Below are 17569 nucleotides of genomic sequence, written 5' to 3' on the forward strand. Positions count from 1 at the left end.
CAAGGAGCTTTCATGTCTCGTCCTGTAAAGGCCAGCATTGATATGTCAGCCTTACGCCAGAATCAACAAATTGTTCGCCGCGCGGCGCCCGGCTCGCGCCTGTGGGCGGTGGTCAAAGCCAATGCGTATGGCCACGGTCTGGCAAGGGTCTGGAATGCGCTTAGCGCCGCAGACGGTTTCGCGATGCTGAATCTTGAAGAGGCGATACTGCTGCGTGAGCTGGGCTGGAAAGGGCCGATACTGATGCTGGAAGGCTTTTTTCATGCCGATGAGCTGGCGTTATTTGATAAATACCGCTTGACCACCAGCGTGCACAGTAACTGGCAAATTAAGGCCCTTCAGCAGGCGAAGCTGCATGCGCCGCTTGATATTTACGTCAAGGTGAATAGCGGGATGAACCGGCTGGGGTTTATGCCGGATCGTCTGCAAATCGTCTGGCAGCAGCTGCGAGCGCTCAGCAACGTCAGTGAAATGACGTTGATGTCGCATTTTGCCGAAGCGGAAAATCCGGATGGCATCGCGGAGCCGATGCGGCGCATTGAGCAGGCGGCGGAAGGGCTGGATTGCCCGCGCTCGCTGGCGAACTCGGCGGCCACCTTGTGGCATCCGGAGTCGCATTTTAACTGGGTGAGGCCGGGGATCGTGCTTTATGGCGCTTCGCCTTCCGGCCAGTGGCAGGATGTGGCCAATACCGGGCTGAAACCGGTCATGACGCTAAGCAGCGAAATTATCGCCGTGCAGAATCTGAAAGCCGGTGAAGCGGTTGGATACGGCGCAACCTGGCGCACGGCTGAGGAGCGGCGAATCGGCATCGTTGCCTGCGGCTATGCCGACGGCTACCCGCGCTTAGCGCCCAGCGGAACGCCGGTGCTGGTTGATGGCGTCCGCACCGTAACGGTCGGGCGTATCTCAATGGATATGCTGGCGGTGGACCTGACAACCTGCCCGCAGGCAGGCATTGGCGCGCCGGTCGAGCTATGGGGTAAAGAGATCAAAATTGACGATGTCGCAGCCTCCTGCGGCACCGTCGGATATGAATTAATGTGCGCCCTTGCGCCGCGCGTGCCGGTTGTGACAGTGTAACCTGAACCGAGGCGGATCACTCCGCCTCATCTTCCGCCATCCGTACGCCAACCCGCAGAACGTGATCCTCTTCTTTTTCCGCCACCGTCCACACCATGCCGGCAAATTCCACCTGGTCGCCGACAACCGGGGCGGCGCCTAACAGGTGCTGTATGACGTCACCCAGCGACTGCTGACGATCGCGAAACTCTTCTCCCCCGTCAATGCCGTAAATCTGCGCCACGTCGGCGAACCTGGCGCTGGCATCGAGAATAAAATCACCGAAGAAGCGCTGATCGAGCGCCACCGGCGGCGACTGGCTGAACAGTTTACCCAGCGCGGGTAAATCGCGTTCGCGGCCAATCACGCAGAGAATATCGCCTTCCAGCAGGCGGGTGCTGCCGGTGGGGTGCAGCAGAGCGTTATCGCGGAATAGCGCGGCAATCCGCGTTTCCGGCGGCATATGCAGGTCGCGCAGCGCCGCGCCGACGCACCATTTCTCCGCGCTCAACTGATAGACAAACTGCTCCCACGGATTTTCCGGATGGATATCCAGCCCGACGCGTGAGATGGGCGATCCGACCGGTGGCACCACTACTTTGGCTTTTTTGGCCGCCCAGGAGAGCGACGTACCCTGTAAAAGCAGCGAGACCAGCACCACGAAGAAAGCCACGTTAAAGAACAGGCGCGCATTCTCCAGGCCCGCCATCATCGGAAAGACGGCGAGAATAATCGGCACCGCGCCGCGCAGACCCACCCAACTGATAAATATGCGCTCGCGCAGGTTAAAGCCGCGAAACGGCAGCAGGCCGGCGAATACCGACAGCGGACGGGCGATGAAAATCATCCACATCGACAGAATGAGCGCCGGGATGGCGATGGGCCACAGGTCTGACGGCGTGACCAGCAGGCCGAGCACCAGGAACATGGCGATCTGCGCCAGCCACGCCAGCCCGTCAAAGTTTTGCAGAATGCCGTGGCGGTTGCGAATCGGCCGGTTGCCCAGCAGGAAGCCGCACAGGTAGACCGCGAGGATGCCGCTGCCGTCCAGCGAGGTGGTGGCGGCGAAAATCATGATCCCGCCGCTCAGCGCCAGCAGCGGGTAAAGCCCGGCGGGCAGCACAATGCGGTTAATCATCTGTAGCAGCAGATAGCCGCCGCCGAGACCGATGGCGATACCTAAGCCAAACTGCTGCACGATATGCACCAGGAACATCCAGCTCAGGCCGGTTTCATGCTGCTGAATCATCTCGATAAGCGTAATGGTCAGGAACACGGCCATCGGGTCGTTGCTGCCGGATTCAATTTCCAGCGTTGAGCCGACGCGTTCGTTTAGCCCTTTTCCGCCGAGCAGTGAGAACACCGCTGCGGCATCCGTCGAGCCGACAATCGCGCCGATCAGCATGCCTTCAATCAGGTCGAGTTTAAACAGCCAGGCCGCCATGAGTCCGGTCAGGGCCGAGGTAATTAACACCCCGACCGTGGCAAGCGACAGCGCGGGCCAAAGCGCTACGCGAAAGGAGCTGGCCTGGGTGCGCATCCCGCCGTCAAGCAGAATGACCGCCAGCGCCAGGTTACTTACCATGTAGGCGAAAGGGTAGTTGTCAAACGGAATGCCGCCGATACCGTCAATACCCGCCAGCATCCCAATGGCTAAGAAGATAACCAGAATCGGGATGCCGAGGCGTGAGGAAAAGGAACTTAATAAGATGCTACAGGTTACTAAAACAGAACCCAGGATAAACAGACTGATGACCGCAGCGGCGTCCAATGTTGACGTACTCCTTACCGGCGTGAAGATAAATTAAAAACTACACCATTTTAACAATCCGACGCCGATCAGGATATGCGTTAGAGGAATTTTTATTCTGTCAGTACCGGGTGGCCGCTGATGCTCAACGTCGTGGCAGAGGCGTTGTTGACCAGCAATGCTCTGGCGCCAAGCGGGAGGGTGACCGTGCGCTGCTCGTGGCCAAAATCCAGGCCGCTGATGACCGGAATGTTAAGCTGCTGGCGAAGGTAGTCGTATACCATCGGCAGATCGTATCCGGCATCGTAGTCGTTGGCGACAGCGCCGGTAAAGCTGCCGAGGATAATCGCCCGCTGGCGCGCCAGAATACCGCTATTAAGCAGCTGCAAGAGCATACGCTCAACGCGGAAGGGATGCTCGTTAATATCCTCCACAACCAGAACCCCGTCGCTAATCTTCGGCATCCACGGGGTACCGATAAGCGAGGTCAGCATCGCCAGGTTGCCGCCCCATAGCGTGCCGCTGGCGCGACAGTCGGGCCCCTCGCCGTGCCATTCAAGCGTAAACGCCGGGTTGCGCAGGGCCTGCCAGAAATGGTGTTCGGTAAATTCATTAAGCGCTTCGGCGCCAAAGTTTCCCGCCAGCATCGGCCCGCTAAAAGTGATTATGCTACCCTTTGCCAGCAGGCCCATCTGGATGGCGGTGAAATCGCTGTGGCCGCAAATGAGCAGCGGATCCTGCTGCTGACGGGCAATGAGCCCCTGCCAGTCAATTTGCGGCAGCAGGCGAGTCGCGCCGTAGCCGCCGCGTACCGCCAGCACGATACGGTTTTTGCCGTCGAGGGCGGCGAGCTGGTTAATATCGGCAAGGCGTTGGTTTTCAGTCCCGGCAAAGCGCAGTGCCCGGCGGGGAATGACTTCCTGGTGCGCCACCTGATGCCCGGCCTCCTGCAGACGTTGCACGCCGCGATTCGCCGCTTCCTGGTTGATGCAATAGCCGGAGGGGGCGATGAGATAAAACTGAGACATGACAATTCCTTGCTAAGAATGAAAGGGTTATCATGCCGCCTGGAGTGTTTATTGTCATCTCCGTGCGGCAAACTTCAGCCAATAAGGATAGATGTGTGAAATTGAGATGGTGTGTTTTTTTATTTGTATTGTTGGCCGGTTGTAGTTCAAAACACGATTATCGTAACCCGCCGTGGAATCCGGAAGTCCCGGTTAAGCGGGCGATGCAGTGGATGCCAATCAGCGAAAAAGCCGGCGCGGCGTGGGGCGTTGATCCCCAGCTGATTACCGCCATTATCGCCATTGAATCCGGCGGCAACCCGACGGTGGTCAGCAAATCCGGCGCGGTTGGCCTGATGCAGCTGAAACCCTCAACGTCCGGGCGCGATGTTTACCGGCGGATGGGCTGGAGCGGCGATCCTTCGGTGAGCGAACTGAAAAATCCCGAGCGTAATATTTCTATGGGGGCGGCCTACCTTAGCATTCTCGAGAACGGTCCGCTGGCGGGGATTAAAGATCCGCAGGTAATGCGCTATGCGGTGGTGGTTTCCTACGCCAACGGCGCGGGCGCGCTGCTGCGCACCTTCTCGTCTAATCGCCAGGATGCGATTGAGGAGATTAACGATATGGACGCCGATGATTTCTTTGAGCACGTGGTGAAGAAACATCCGGCACCGCAGGCCCCGCGCTATATCTGGAAGCTGCAGAAAGCGCTGGACGCCATGTAACGGGCGCTCCCACTGGCTTAGCTTGCCGGGGGTCATCAGCCCAGCCGATTCAGGGACAGTAAAGTGAGAAAGACGCGCGGCGGAGTCCCGCCGCGCGAAGGTTCACTGCGCGGCTTTTTTCTCCTCAACCGCAGCAGGCTGCGCCGAGCCGATATCGTCATTCGCCGCCGGGCGCGCGGTAGGCACGGAATCGCACGGCTTCTCTTTCGGGCACACCAGGTCCAGCATCTTCAGCGTGACGCCGTTGGTCCAGCCAAAGCCGTCCTGTAGCGGATACTCGCCGCCGCCGCCGCCGGTTCCCGTCGAACTGACATCATATTTTTCCACCAGCTTCTGTTTGCTGTCGTAAGTGTGCTGGACGTTGCTCAGGAAACGCCAGCTTACCTCCATCGCAATTTTTTGCTGGCCATATTTTTGCAAACCCTCCGCCGCGACCCACTGCAGCGGCGCCCAGCCGTTGGGGGCGTCCCACTGCTGGCCGCTATTCACCGTGGTGGTGGTCAGGCCGCCGGGCTTAAGTAGCCGCGTTTCGGTGGCGGCGGCGACTTTCGCCGCGCGTTCGCTGGAGGCGGCGTTAACGTACAGCGGGAACAGCGCCGCGGCGGTCAGCTGATTGCGCACCTTATGACTTTTAAGATCGTAATCGGCATACCAGCCCTCTTTATCATTCCACAGGTAGTTTTCCAGCGCTTTCTGGCGGGCATTGGCTAACGCGTCATACTTCGCGGCTTTGGTCGAGTCTCCCGCCGCTTTGCTGGCGCGAGCGATGGCTTTTTCCATATGGAACATCAGCGAGTTCAAATCGACCGGAACAATAGAGGTGGTACGTATAGTGCCGAGCTGCTGCGGGTTATCCATCCAGCGTGAGCTAAAGTCCCAGCCGGATGCCGCGGCAGAGCGCAGATCGCGGTAGATTTCAGTCGCCGGACGATTGGGGTTATTTTTGGCGGTGGTCACATCGTCCAGCCAGGATTCCGGGCGCGGCGTGTCGTTATCATCCCAGTAGCGGTTGAGCAGCGCGCCGTCGGCCATGCGCACCACGCGCTTGCTGGCGCTGCCGGGCTGAAGCGCCTCAGCGCCATCCATCCAGTACTGGTACTCTTTCTCCATCTGCGGCAGCCATTTCTTGAGTGCCTCGTCGCCATCATGGGTGGCCAGCAGTTCAACCATAAACGGGAAGAATGGCGGCTGCGAACGGCTCAGATAGTAAGTGCGGTTGCCGTTGGGAATATGACCCCAGGCGTCGATCTCGGCGGCAAAGTTGGTCACCATATCTTCGATTTTATCCCAGTGGCCGCTCTCAGCCAGGCCAAGCATGGTGAAGTAGCTATCCCAGTAATAGACTTCGCGAAAGCGTCCGCCGGGCACCACGTAAGGTTTTGGCAGCGGCAGCAGCGAATCCCATTTTTCTACTTCAACGGTACTGCGGGTCAGCACTGGCCAGAGTCCATTGATATGCTGGCGCAGGGTTTGCCCTTTTGGCGGAACGTACTGGTCGTTTTCCTGAGGCAGGGTAAAATTAAGCTCGACAAAGTGCCGCAAATCAAAGCTGGTCTGATTTTTCTGCATACGATAATCGGCAAGGATCATCAGCGGATCGCCGTTAGGGATGGCGTCAGCGAACGTTTTCTGGTCAGAGAAAAGTTTGGCGCTTTGCACGTCGTTAAACAGCGGTCCGAGCAGGATATCGGGCGATTGCGGGATAGGGCGGGTCTCTTCAGCCTGAGCCGTCAGCGTCGCCAGAGCGACAAATGCGCCCCCGAGCGCCAGACGAAGGGTTGCGGGGCGACGGGAAACCGGACTCGTCATAAATTGTTCTCCTTATCATTGCAGACTATGTGCCACTGCATTCGGCCATCAGAAAACCTTAGACGAATATCCGCCGCTGCGCGTGTCCGAGGTAACATTTTAAGTGAAAACAGAGTATTTACCGGGCATCGCTCTGTTCCGCGCCGACAAAATATTGGCGATTAAAACAGTGCTGTCTTGTATGGTACTTCGGGGGGCGCTGAATATCTGGTAATTGATAAAAAACATAATCCGTGAATAAGAAAAATAAATAGACAAGCGGCATGGTATTCCTATATGGCATTTTTATCGGCTCATCCCTGTCGCCTGAAAAAAGTTAGCGAAGTATTAAAACATGTGATCTGCCAAACAAAAAACCGGGTTCTAATACCATTGAAGGCTGACAGGATCACATAAATAAAAAAACATAAATAATTAATAAAAAAACATAATGGCATCTGTAGGAGGGAAAAGTAAAAAATGCAGACTTTACAGAAACCGGTTTCATTTTTTCGTAAAGGAGTGATGTATGTCTGCTGGCGACAAAATTTCTGTCAGAGAAAAAGTAGGTTACAGCCTGGGGGACGCAGCGAGCCATATTGTATTTGACTCCTCTGTTGCCATCTTAGCCTACTTCTATACCGATATTTATGGTCTACCGCCCGCCGTGATGGGGACGATGTTTTTGCTGGTTCGTCTGCTGGATGCGATTACCGATCCGATTATGGGGGCGATTGCGGATGCCACCTCAACCCGCTGGGGGCGCTTTCGTCCGTGGCTGCTGGCGATATGCGTCCCCTTTGCGGTGAGCTGCGTGCTGGTTTACTCCATACCGTCTTTCTCCGACTCGGGGAAAGTGGTTTATGCGGTTGCGGCATATATATTTATGACGTTGATGTACACCGCCATTAATATTCCTTACTGCTCGCTGGGCGCGGCGCTGACTTCCGATCCGCGTGAAAGCCTCTCTCTGCAATCCTGGCGTTTTGCCATCACGCCGATTGGCGGTGCGCTGGGTACCGCGTTTATTTTACCGCTGGCTGATCTTCTTTATCCGGGCGATCGGGCGACGGGTATTCAGGTCTCCATGGCGATATTTGGCGTTATAGGCTGCCTGATGTTTGTCGTCTGTTTCGCGACCACTAAAGAGCGCGTTCAGCCGATTAAAGAAGAAAATCTGAATATTTCCCGCGATGTGAAAATTCTTTTCCGCAACGATCAGTGGCGTATTCTTTCCGTTTACAATTTTATGATGCTGGTCGCCGTGGTGATTCGCGGCGGCGCCGTCGTTTATTATGTTAATAGCGTGCTGCACAAAGGCGCCGACGTGATTACGGTATTCATGCTCGGCGGGATGTTTGCCTCCATGCTGGGTTCGGTGCTGGCAAAACCGTTTGGTACGCGTTTCTGTAAGGTCCGACTCTCTTTCTGGATTAATCTCGTCACCGCTGCGCTGGGGGTCGTGTGCTTTATTGTACCGGTGCAGTATTGGCTTCTGGTGCTTGGGGTCCATATTCTGATCTCCATTATTCAGGGCGGTAACGGCGCGCTGCAGTGGTCGATGATTACCGATGTGAACAACTACGGCGAATGGAAAACCCAGCGGCGTATTACCGGTATGAACGTTGCGGCCAATATCTTTGTGATAAAACTGGGCGTCGCCGTCGGTGGGGCGATCCTTGGCTGGATATTAGCCTATTACCATTACGCCGCTAACACCACGGTACAGCCGGCTTCCGCCGTACAGGGGGTGGTGCTGTTATTCACGCTGGTACCTTCTGTTTTTTATGTTCTTACCGCAGTCTCTATTAAATTCTATGGCTTAACTGAAAATAGAATGAACGGCATCGTTGATGATTTGAAAAACGGAACTTTTGCTGAATCCTGATTAAACACTAAAAAAGTGCAAGGGCTATCTGATTTATTGCCTCCGGATAGCCCGGTGGTATCCGGGATGACATATACAATAACGTAATTAGGGATGTTAAAAATGAAAGTGAAATATATCGCTCTGGTTATGAGTGCCGTATTTTCTGGCGGTCTGCTGGCCGCCCAAAATAATAACTCTGTGGATATTGAAAAACGGTTAGCACAGCTTGAACAGCGTTTAATTAACGCTGAACAGCGGGCCGCCGATGCGGAAGCGAAAATTCAGACGCTAACCCAGCAGCAGAACGTGGCGGCGAAAAATGCGCCAACCGTGAAGGTCGAGTCTGCGGAGCCCGTCGCACCGGGCGCGGCGCCAACGAAACTGACGCTCTCTGGCTATGGGGATATCAAGTTTTACGGCGATGTCGAATTCAACATGGACGGCGCCAGCAGCAGCGGTAGCCTGACGTCGGTAAAAACCTCTTCGAATAAAAACTGGGCGCCGGGTACTAAAGAACGTTGGGATATTAACGGCCGTATTCTGCTGGGCTTCGATGGTATGCGCAAAATGGATAACGGCAATTTCGCCGGTTTCTCCGCCCAGCCGCTGGCCGATATGACCGGTAAGATGAACCTTGATGATGCGGTATTCTTCTTTGGCCGGGAAGATGACTGGAAGGTCAAAGTTGGTCGTTTCGAAGCCTACGATATGTTCCCGCTGAATCAGGATACGTTTGTCGAATACTCCGGCAACACGGCTAACGACCTTTATAGCGATGGCTACGGCTATATTTACATGATGAAAGAGGGCCGCGGCCGTAGCAGCAGCGGTGGCAACTTCCTGCTCAGTAAAACGATAGATAACTGGTATTTCGAACTTAATAATCTGGTGGAAAATGGCAGCACGCTGTTCCGGGACTCCAGCTATCACGGCAATAACCTGGAAAATGAGAAAAACGTTGCCTATTTACGTCCGGTGATTGCGTGGAATAGCGGTCGCTTCTCTACCGCCGTCGCGATGGAAAAGAACGTCGTGAAGAATGCTTACGGTTATTACGACAATCGCGGCAGTTGGATCGACCAGTCGGACCGCACCGGCTATGGCTTGACGATGTCATGGAATGGACAAAAAACCGATCCGGAAGACGGGGTCACCACTAACCTGAACGTGGCCTATATGGATGCCTCCGATGAGAAGGATTTCACCGCAGCTATTAACTCCCTCTGGCATCGTTTTGAACTGGGTTATATCTACGCCCACAATAAAATCGACAAGTTCAACTCGGCTAATTATGTCTCTACTTGCGACGATGGCTGCTGGATCTCCAACGTGGGTGACTACGATATCCACACCATTCACGCGTCGTACCTGTTCCCCAATGTCATGGATATGAAGAACTTCAATATCTACCTTGGCGCTTACGCCTCGTGGATTGAAGCGAAACCAACGGATGGCGACAAACATGAAGACTCCCGCTACGGCGGCCGTCTTCGCTTCAAATATTTCTTCTGATCAAAGCCGCGCCCGCATTGCGCGGGCTCTGGTCAATATGCCATTACGCCTCCTGCGGAGGCTCGAGTTAACAGGACAACACCATGTATGACAGTAAAGCGGGGACCCCGCTGGAAGGGTTTGCCGAATTTGCCGCCGCCGCCGCTGCCGAGGGCGCGGTGCTGCTGAGAAACGATCGCGGCATGCTGCCGCTTGACGCTCAGCAGCCGGTTTCGTTATTTGGCCGTACGCAAATTGACTACTATCGTAGCGGTACCGGCTCGGGCGGGGCGGTAAACGTGGTGAGCCGAACCACCTTGTTGCAGGCCATGCGCGCGCGCAGCGGGGGGAAGCTCAATGAGCAGCTGGCCGCGCTTTACGAGAGCTGGACGCAACAGCATCCTTTTGACAACGGCGGCGGAGGCTGGGCGGCTGAGCCCTGGTATCAGCAGGAGATGCCGCTGAGCGATGAGCAGATTCGTCAGGCCCGCGCCGTCTCGACCCAGGCGGTGATTGTCCTTGGCCGTACCGCTGGTGAAGATCAGGATAACGCGGATGTTGAAGGCGGATACCGGCTCACGGCCGACGAAATGATGCTGCTACATCAGGTCTGCCGCGAGTTTGACGATGTGGCGGTCGTGCTGAATACCGCCGGGCTTATCGATCTCGCATGGGCCGACGATCCGCTGCTGCGTACTCGCATTCGCGCGCTGCTGTACGTGTGGCACGGCGGCGCCGACGGGGCGCAGGCGGCTGCTTCGCTGCTCTATGGTGAGGTAACGCCATCCGGCAAGCTGGTGGGCAGCATCGTCAAATCGCTGGATGACCATCCGGCATCGCCCTGCTGGGGAGCGGAAGCGCAAAACCTCTATCAGGAGGATATCTACGTCGGCTATCGCTACTTTGAAACCTTTTGTCCCCAGCTTCTGCAGTTTCCTTTTGGGTTTGGTCTCTCCTATACCCGCTTCACCCTGCAATCGGCGCGGGCGGAAGCCTTTGACGACCAGATCCAGACGACCGTCACCGTAACCAACGACGGCGCGCGTTTTGCGGGCAAAGAAGTCGTCCAGATTTACCTTCAGGCGCCGCAGGGCGCGCTCGGGAAACCGGCCAGGGCGTTGGTGGCCTTCGCCAAAACCCGCCTGCTGCAGCCGGGTGAAAGTGAAACCTTAAGGTTATCGATTCCGCTGGAGCGTTTTGCCTCCCTCGACGATAGCGGGGCTACCGGGCATCCCCATTGCTACGTGATGGAACCCGGACTGTATCGTTTATTGATCGGTAACAGCGTGCGCGATCTGCAACCTTTGCCGGTAGACGGAGAGGCGGGGTACACGCAGAAGACTCTGCGGATCCTCTCCCGCCATCAGCAGGTGCTGGCGCCAACGGTACCTTTCGTGCGCATTAGGCCCGCTGGCGATGGCGGCGATGGGCGCTACCAGATCGAATGGGAAGAAGTGCCGCGACGGAAGATTAACCTGCGCTCGCGTATTGAGGAGCGCCTGCCAGAGAGCATCACTCTCACCGGCAACCAGGGGCTTACCCTCAGCGACGTTGCGGAAGGGCGCGCGACGATGAACGCTTTTGTTGCTCAGCTGTCGGTGGAGGAGCTGGCCTGTCTGGTGCGCGGGGAGGGCATGTGCAGCTACAAAGTCACCCCCGGCGTCGCGTCGGCCTTTGGCGGAGTGGCGGACAGCCTGCTGGAAAAAGGCATTCCGCTGGCGTGTGCCGCCGACGGGCCTTCCGGTATTCGCATGGATAACGGCGCAAAGGCCACTCTGCTGCCCAGCGGTACGCTGCTGGCCTCCAGCTGGGACCCGATACTCGTGGAGCGTTTATACGTGATGGAGGGCAAGGAGCTGCTGCGCAACGGTATCGACCTGCTGCTGGGGCCGGGGATGAACATCCAGCGCCATCCGCTCAACGGGCGCAATTTTGAATATTTTTCCGAAGATCCGCTTATCACCGGGATGATGGCGGCGGCGGTGGTGCGCGGCATTCGCAGCGGCGGCGGCGTGGCGACGCTTAAGCACTTTGCCTGTAATAATCAGGAGTTTGCCAGAGCCACAGCGGACTCGGTAGTGTCGGAGCGCGCGCTGCGTGAAATCTACCTGAAAGGCTTTGAGTACGCGGTGAAATCCGCCGGCGCCAGCGCGGTGATGACCGCCTACAACCCGGTCAACGGTTACCAGGCGGCCTCCAGCTACGATCTCACCACCACCGTACTGCGCGAAGAGTGGGGCTTTCGCGGGATCGTCATGACCGACTGGTGGGCAACGATGAACGATCCCATCGATGGCGGCGCGGCGAGCACCCGCAACACCGCGGCGATGATCCGCGCGCAGAACGATCTCTATATGGTGGTCAATAATAACGGCGCGGAGGTTAACGCTGCCGGTGATAACACCCTGGCGGCGCTGGCAAAAGGGGAACTCACGCTCGGTGAGCTTCAGCGCTGCGCGATCAACATCCTCGATTTTATGCTGCAGACTCAGGCCTTTAAGCGTGGGGAGGCGCCCCGGGCGAATGTGATTCACCTGGCGGCAGAACCGGCCTGCGCCGCCGGCTGCGAGGGGGCAATTAAAATCGCCGAGCAGTCGCGTCTGCGCTATGACGAGGACCTGGTGCTGAGCGTTGAACAGGCGGCAGTCTACGATGTGCTGGTCAGCGTGTACGCCGACGGCGCGCCGCTGGCGCAAACCGCCGGCAATCTGCTGCTCAATGACCAGTTCGTGGCAACGATACACACCCACGGCACGCTCGGCCGGGAAATGGTGCAGAAGCTGTGTCGGGTTGCGCTACAGCCGGGGAAATACCGCGTGGGGTTTGACGTTATCAAGCCGGGTCTGGTGGTGGAGTGGCTGGAGCTGAGGCGCGTTAACGACTAACCGTGGCAGACGTTCAGGTCGCGTGCGGCCTCTTCGCGAGCCGTTATCTGGCGACGGATGCGGGCTATCGACCCGCCCGTTAACGCGGGAGCGAACGCCCCAATTTGGTGCGATTCTGGCTGACGGCAGAGCCTGAACAAGCAAAATAACGGGTTATTTTTTATTCAGATAAGCGCGGCGTTACGCTATGCCGCTGTGCTGTGCTACCTGGCATAATTAATGCTTATCTCTCCCGGGGATGACCTCAAAGTGAGTACAACCGGAGGAGACGGCCATGATAAAAATAACGCTTCCTGACGGGCATTATTATGATGAGATGCTTACCGCACAGGGAGAGCAGCGTCAGCACTATAACGCCTGGTGGCAATGGTTTCGCAGTACCGATCAATTCTCTATCCGGCAGAAAAAAGAGCAGGCGGAGCTGCTCTTTCACCGCATCGGCATCACTTTTAACGTCTACGGCGAAGACGAGGGGACCGAACGTCTGATCCCTTTCGACAGCGTGCCGCGCATTATCCCCGCCGGCGAGTGGCAGCGAATCGACCGCGGCATCCGCCAGCGGGTGAAGGCGCTCAACGCCTTTCTTTACGATATTTACCACGATCAAAATATCCTGCGCGCGGGACTGATCCCGGCCGAACAGGTGCTGGCGAATGAACAGTATCAGCCCTGTATGCAGGGGATAAACTTACCCAATAACACCTATGCCCATATCACCGGGGTTGATATGGTGCGCAACAGCGATGGCCAGTATTACGTGCTGGAGGATAATCTCCGCACCCCCTCCGGCGTCTCCTACATGCTGGAAAACCGCAAAATGATGATGCGGCTCTACCCCGAAATGTTCGAACAGCACCGTATTGCGCCGGTAGAACGCTACCCCAGCTATCTGCTGCAAACGCTGCGCGAAAGCTCGCCCGTGGACGACCCGTGCGTGGTGGTGATGACCCCAGGGCGGTTTAACAGCGCCTATTTTGAACACAGCTTTCTGGCCCAGCAGATGGGCGTTGAGCTGGTGGAGAGCGCGGATCTGTTTATTAAAACCGGGGCGGTGTATATGCGCACCACCGAGGGGCCGCGGCGCGTGGACGTCATATACCGGCGGATCGACGATGCGTATCTCGACCCGCTGGCCTTTCGCGCCGACTCTATGCTGGGCGTGCCGGGGCTGCTGTCGGTGTACCGCGCCGGAGGCGTGGTGCTGGCGAATGCCATCGGCACCGGCGTCGCCGACGATAAATCGATCTACCCCTTCGTGCCGGAGATGATCCGTTTCTATCTGGGCGAGCAACCGATCCTCAGCAATATTCCCACCTGGCAATGCCGTAAAGCGGAAGATCTCAGCTACGTGCTGAGCCATCTTGAGCAGATGGTCGTGAAGGAGGTTCACGGCGCGGGCGGCTACGGCATGCTGGTCGGTCCGCGCTCGACCAAAGAGGAGCGCGATGCGTTTCGTCAGCGTCTGCTGGCAAACCCGGCCAACTATATCGCCCAGGACACCCTGGCGCTGTCAACCTGCCCGACCTTTATAGAAGAGGGGCTGGCGCCGCGCCATATCGATCTCCGGCCCTTTGTCCTTTCCGGTCAGGAGATCCGCCTGGTTCCCGGCGGCCTGACGCGGGTGGCGCTAACCGAAGGCTCGCTGGTGGTGAACTCGTCGCAGGGCGGCGGAACCAAGGATACCTGGGTGATGGAGGAGGACGAATCATGTTAAGCCGCACAGCGAGTGAACTCTTCTGGATGGCGCGCTATCTTGAGCGCGCGGAAAGCTATGCCCGGGTGCTGGACGTGACCTGGAAGCTGTCGATGATCCCCCGCCACAGCCAGCAGTCGCGGGATTTAGCCTTGCCGCTAAATCTATCGCTGACCCATGAGCTGTTTCAGGCCCGGCACGCGCGTTTCACCATGAGCAACCTGCTTAATTTTTTCGCCCTCGACGGCAACAACCCGTACAGCATTTTTAGCTGCGTCGAGATGGCGTGGAACAACGCCCACGCGGTGCGCGGCAGCCTGTCGGCGGAAGTGTGGGAAAGCATCAACGCCACGCGTATTGAGCTGCGAAAACTGCGCCAGCAGGGGATCGGCGAGCTGGGCAACGACGCCTTCTTTGAGTGGGTAAAAGAGCGGGTTCATTTGTTTCGCGGGGCGATTCTCGGCACGCTGCTGCGTAACGACGCTCTGAGCTTTATCGGTATCGGGACGCTGATCGAACGGGCATCCGCCACCGCCCAGCTGCTGCTGATTAAGGATCAGCAGTTAAACAGCGATCCCGATCCGGTCCGCGAGTATTACCGGCTGGATACGCTGCTTAACGCGGTCAGCGCACGCGAGGCCTATAACAGCATCTACCGCCAGCCGGTCAGCCGCGAAACGGTGATGGAGCTGCTGATCCTGCGCAACGATGTGCCGAGATCGCTGCGAGCGAGCATTTCCGACCTCGTCGGGCAGCTGGAGCAGATTGCCAACGATCGTTCGCACCTGCCGCTGCGCCTGGCGCACCAGCTTAACGTCGACCTGCGTTTTAGCACCCGCGACGATCTGGCGCAGGCTGATTTGCAGGTCACCCTTAATGCACTGCTGGCGCGGATTAACGCGCTTTCCGACAGCATCAGACAAACCTATCTGGAGGCGTTATGAAACTGGTAATCGATCACCTGACCCGCTACGGCTACGATGAAGAAGTGAAGTTTTCAACCCAGTACCTGCGCCTGACGCCGCGCAGCAGCGGTCGGCAGAAGATCACCGCCTGGACATTAACCCTGCCGGACGGTTCCGCCGTCGCCACCACCGACGCGTGGGGCAACGTGCTGCACGTGCTGACGCTGGATAATCCGCATAAAGAGATTACCATCCGCGCCAGCGGGATCGTCGATATCGTGGAAGAGGGGGAAGAGATTGGCGCGGAGCCGCAGGAGCTGCTGTCGCCGCTGGTTTTCTTGCGCTGTACCCCGCTTACCCGCGCTGACGGCCCGATCCGCGAATTTGCCCAGCGCTGGTATCAGCCGGAGGCTCAGGAAGCGAGCCTGAACCGGTTAATGGCCGAGCTGCTGCTGAGAATGCCCTATTCGCCGGGCGCCACGCAGGTACAGGACTCGGCCGCCGACGCGTTCGCGCGATCGAAAGGGGTTTGCCAGGATCACACCCATGTGTTTCTCGCCTGCTGCCGGGCGCTGGCGATCCCGGCGCGCTACGTCAGCGGCTATGTCTACAGCGATAACGCCGAGCATGTCGCTATGCACGCCTGGGCTGAAGTATGGCTGAACGATCGCTGGCAGCCGTTTGATATCACGAACAATACCCGCCGTCTGAATCAGCATTTGCGGCTGGCGACCGGGCTGGACTATCTTGATGCGTGTCCGGTGCGCGGTACCCGCCTCGGCGGCGGCGGAGAAATTTTGTTAACTAACGCTGAGGTGCGCGAGCATTCACAGCAGGCGCAGCAGCAATAACCGCAGGAATGAAACGATGACCTATTGCGTGGCCATGTGTTTGTCAGATGGACTGGTGTTTGCCTCAGACTCCCGCACCAACGCGGGAGTGGACCATATTGCAACGTTTAAAAAACTGCACGTTTTCCATCAGGATGGCGAACGCGTCATGGTCCTGCAGTCTGCGGGCAACCTGGCCACGACTCAGAGCGTGATTAGCCTGCTCAGCGCCCGCATTCGTACCCAGCAGGAACCGAATCTGATGCAGGTGACTTCGTTATACGACGCGGCGATGCTGATCGGCAAAACGTTGCAGGAGGTGATTCAACGCGACGCCAGCAATCAGCAGAACTGCGGCAATACCAACTTCAACTGTAACCTGCTGCTCGGCGGGCAGATCGCCGGGGAAACGCACCGGCTGTTCCATATCTATCCGGAAGGCAACTTTATTGAAGCCACGCGCGACACGCCCTATTTCCAGATTGGCGAGAGTAAATACGGCAAACCGATCATCGACCGGGTCCTGTGCATCGATACCCCCCTTGAGCAGGCGATGTGCTGCGCGTTGATCTCGATCGACTCCACCTTGCGCAGCAATCTTTCGGTGGGACTGCCGCTGGACACGCTGCTCTACCGCAGCGGTAGCCTGAGCAGCGCCGGGCAGCATCGGATCACCGAAAGCGATCCCTATTTCAATACCATTCGCAAAGCCTGGTCCGAGGGGTTACAAAGCACCTTCCTGCAGCTGCCGCCGTTCACGCCGGGCGGCCAGGATCAGGGGGCGAAATAGCGTCCCGGCGTCATGCCGGTCATGGTGCGGAAAAAGTAGATAAAGGCGCTATCGCTGGCGAAATCAAGCGCCATCGCGGTATCGGTAATCCGCTGCCCGGTAGCCAGCATCTCAACTGCCTTCATTAATCGCCACTGCTGACGCCACTGCTGGTAGGACATACCGGTATCGCGGCGGAACAGGCGGCTGATGGTTTTTTCGCTGGCACCGCAGCGGGCTGCGAGCGTCCCAAGCGCCGGCGGTAGCGCATCGCCGGAAAGCTGCGCCAGCCGTTTATCCTGCGGCAGCGCCAGCATCATCGGCTCCTGGGCGGCGGCGCGAATTTCCGCCTGGCACAGGGCCGCGAGATGCCGCGCCGGCTCGTTTTCCCAGTCGGTATCCCAGGGGCTGGCGCTGATACGCTCTAAGAGTTCGCGCAGCAGTGGCACCACGTTGAGTATCGCCGCCTGCGTTGGCAATTGAGGGTAACGCTGCGGCTGAAACCAGACTGAACGATAATCGACAATATTTTTCATCTCCGCGCGATGGCTGATACCGGCCGGGATCCAGGCGGCGCGTCCCGGCGGAAGCAGGCACAGCAGCGCGCCATCGTCGAGCGTCAAACGTACGCATCCCTGACGGGTAAACAGGATCTGCGCCATCTTATGCTGGTGGCTGCCGGAGTCATGGTTACCCAGCGCCGACTGCACGCCAATCAGGCTTTTTATTAACGCATCCGGATCGAATGCCGCATCAGCGTCAAGCCAGGCCATAATGTCTGATTTCCGATA

13 protein-coding genes are annotated in these 17569 nt (G+C 57.6%); 9 read left to right on the top strand and 4 right to left on the bottom strand.

Features of this window, described 5'->3' with window-relative positions:
• The first annotated feature begins 12 nt into the window (after positions 1-12).
• Entirely contained in the window at positions 13-1083 is a 1071-nt protein-coding gene (dadX, locus tag KO1_RS02015) for a catabolic alanine racemase DadX (protein ID WP_004103243.1), read from the top strand.
• A gap of 16 nt (positions 1084-1099) precedes the next feature.
• Here the strand turns inward: dadX and KO1_RS02020 are convergent, their stop codons facing one another.
• Both KO1_RS02020 and ldcA read right to left on the bottom strand, forming a co-directional pair.
• Positions 1100-2833, bottom strand: a complete 1734-nt coding sequence (locus tag KO1_RS02020) for a potassium/proton antiporter (RefSeq protein WP_004103240.1) — start codon at positions 2831-2833, stop codon at positions 1100-1102.
• 92 nt (positions 2834-2925) lie between these two features.
• Complete coding sequence (gene ldcA / locus KO1_RS02025) at positions 2926-3840, bottom strand: muramoyltetrapeptide carboxypeptidase (protein ID WP_004103238.1); 915 nt, start codon at positions 3838-3840, stop codon at positions 2926-2928.
• Between the two features lie 95 nt (positions 3841-3935).
• Here ldcA and emtA point away from each other — a divergent pair, with 95 nt between their 5' ends.
• The gene (gene emtA / locus KO1_RS02030; protein ID WP_016808276.1) at positions 3936-4547 is read left to right on the top strand and encodes a membrane-bound lytic murein transglycosylase EmtA; all 612 of its coding nucleotides are present in this window, start codon (positions 3936-3938) and stop codon (positions 4545-4547) included.
• 102 nt (positions 4548-4649) lie between these two features.
• Here emtA and KO1_RS02035 read toward each other — a convergent pair whose 3' ends face one another.
• Complete coding sequence (locus tag KO1_RS02035; RefSeq protein ID WP_023321208.1) at positions 4650-6356, bottom strand: alpha,alpha-trehalase; 1707 nt, start codon at positions 6354-6356, stop codon at positions 4650-4652.
• A 508-nt stretch (positions 6357-6864) separates the two neighbouring features.
• Here KO1_RS02035 and KO1_RS02040 point away from each other — a divergent pair.
• The 7 genes from KO1_RS02040 to KO1_RS02070 all read left to right on the top strand — a co-directional run bounded on the left by KO1_RS02040 (position 6865) and on the right by KO1_RS02070 (position 16799).
• Entirely contained in the window at positions 6865-8223 is a 1359-nt protein-coding gene (locus tag KO1_RS02040) for a glycoside-pentoside-hexuronide (GPH):cation symporter (RefSeq protein WP_024274389.1), read from the top strand.
• A 102-nt stretch (positions 8224-8325) separates the two neighbouring features.
• Complete coding sequence (locus tag KO1_RS02045) at positions 8326-9717, top strand: carbohydrate porin (RefSeq protein ID WP_004103222.1); 1392 nt, start codon at positions 8326-8328, stop codon at positions 9715-9717.
• 83 nt (positions 9718-9800) lie between these two features.
• Positions 9801-12581: a glycoside hydrolase family 3 protein gene (locus tag KO1_RS02050; RefSeq protein WP_024274388.1), complete on the top strand. Its 2781-nt coding sequence runs from the start codon at positions 9801-9803 to the stop codon at positions 12579-12581.
• A 274-nt stretch (positions 12582-12855) separates the two neighbouring features.
• Positions 12856-14295, top strand: a complete 1440-nt coding sequence (locus KO1_RS02055) for a circularly permuted type 2 ATP-grasp protein (RefSeq protein ID WP_024274387.1) — start codon at positions 12856-12858, stop codon at positions 14293-14295.
• Positions 14289-15218 (top strand): alpha-E domain-containing protein, encoded by a 930-nt coding sequence (locus KO1_RS02060; protein WP_004103215.1) that lies wholly within the window; start codon positions 14289-14291, stop codon positions 15216-15218. Before KO1_RS02055 ends, KO1_RS02060 begins: the two co-directional genes overlap by 7 nt.
• On the top strand, positions 15215-16030 hold the full coding sequence (locus tag KO1_RS02065; protein WP_004103213.1) for a transglutaminase family protein: 816 nt from the start codon (positions 15215-15217) through the stop codon (positions 16028-16030). Before KO1_RS02060 ends, KO1_RS02065 begins: the two co-directional genes overlap by 4 nt.
• Before the next feature lie 16 nt (positions 16031-16046).
• Complete coding sequence (locus KO1_RS02070; protein WP_047721043.1) at positions 16047-16799, top strand: proteasome-type protease; 753 nt, start codon at positions 16047-16049, stop codon at positions 16797-16799.
• Here the strand turns inward: KO1_RS02070 and KO1_RS02075 are convergent.
• Positions 16784-17551 (bottom strand): AraC family transcriptional regulator, encoded by a 768-nt coding sequence (locus KO1_RS02075; RefSeq protein ID WP_024274385.1) that lies wholly within the window; start codon positions 17549-17551, stop codon positions 16784-16786. The genes KO1_RS02070 and KO1_RS02075 overlap by 16 nt on opposite strands.
• Positions 17552-17569 lie beyond the last annotated feature (18 nt).

The sequence above is a fragment of the Klebsiella oxytoca NBRC 105695 genome (genome assembly GCF_001598695.1).
Taxonomy (GTDB): Bacteria; Pseudomonadota; Gammaproteobacteria; order Enterobacterales; family Enterobacteriaceae; genus Klebsiella; species Klebsiella oxytoca.

What these genes read in the sequence shown, in the direction of transcription:
- dadX (WP_004103243.1), top strand. Translation starts at nt 13, where the DNA reads ATGTCTCGTCCTGTAAAGGCCAGCATTGATATGTCAGCCTTACGCCAG.
- ldcA (WP_004103238.1), bottom strand. Translation starts at nt 3,840, where the DNA reads ATGTCTCAGTTTTATCTCATCGCCCCCTCCGGCTATTGCATCAACCAG.
- KO1_RS02035 (WP_023321208.1), bottom strand. Translation starts at nt 6,356, where the DNA reads ATGACGAGTCCGGTTTCCCGTCGCCCCGCAACCCTTCGTCTGGCGCTC.
- KO1_RS02040 (WP_024274389.1), top strand. Translation starts at nt 6,865, where the DNA reads ATGTCTGCTGGCGACAAAATTTCTGTCAGAGAAAAAGTAGGTTACAGC.
- KO1_RS02045 (WP_004103222.1), top strand. Translation starts at nt 8,326, where the DNA reads ATGAAAGTGAAATATATCGCTCTGGTTATGAGTGCCGTATTTTCTGGC.
- KO1_RS02050 (WP_024274388.1), top strand. Translation starts at nt 9,801, where the DNA reads ATGTATGACAGTAAAGCGGGGACCCCGCTGGAAGGGTTTGCCGAATTT.
- KO1_RS02055 (WP_024274387.1), top strand. Translation starts at nt 12,856, where the DNA reads ATGATAAAAATAACGCTTCCTGACGGGCATTATTATGATGAGATGCTT.
- KO1_RS02060 (WP_004103215.1), top strand. Translation starts at nt 14,289, where the DNA reads ATGTTAAGCCGCACAGCGAGTGAACTCTTCTGGATGGCGCGCTATCTT.
- KO1_RS02065 (WP_004103213.1), top strand. Translation starts at nt 15,215, where the DNA reads ATGAAACTGGTAATCGATCACCTGACCCGCTACGGCTACGATGAAGAA.
- KO1_RS02070 (WP_047721043.1), top strand. Translation starts at nt 16,047, where the DNA reads ATGACCTATTGCGTGGCCATGTGTTTGTCAGATGGACTGGTGTTTGCC.
- KO1_RS02075 (WP_024274385.1), bottom strand. Translation starts at nt 17,551, where the DNA reads ATGGCCTGGCTTGACGCTGATGCGGCATTCGATCCGGATGCGTTAATA.